At 53.9% G+C, this 320-nt stretch carries 1 protein-coding gene; it reads right to left on the bottom strand.

What is annotated here, in order from left to right; genetic code table 11:
- Window positions 1-320: M48 family metalloprotease (locus GYRE_RS23090; RefSeq protein ID WP_038258897.1), on the bottom strand; the 320-nt coding region annotated here is incomplete at both ends.

Here is a 320-nt window from a genome sequence, read left to right as displayed (position 1 = left end):
CCGCAATCTGCGCAATCACGNGCGAGATAAAGATAACGAAGGTGTTAACAATACCCTGAATCAGGGTCATGGTGACCATGTCGCCGTTTGCAATATGGCTGATTTCATGGGCGATAACCGCTTCTGCTTCGTCACGGCTCATGTTTTGCAAAAGCCCGGTGCTGACAGCCACCAGGGAAGCATCACGCCGCGCGCCGGTAGCAAACGCGTTGATATCCGGTGCGTGGTAAATTGCAACCTGTGGCATGGCGATACCCGCCTGGCGAGCCTGCTGTGCCACGGTATTAATCAGCCAGTTTTCAGTTTCATTGCGTGGTTGC

The sequence above is a fragment of the Yokenella regensburgei ATCC 49455 genome, assembly GCF_000735455.1.
GTDB classification, from domain to species: Bacteria; Pseudomonadota; Gammaproteobacteria; order Enterobacterales; family Enterobacteriaceae; genus Yokenella; species Yokenella regensburgei.
This window is presented reverse-complemented; position numbering and strand designations above follow the sequence as displayed.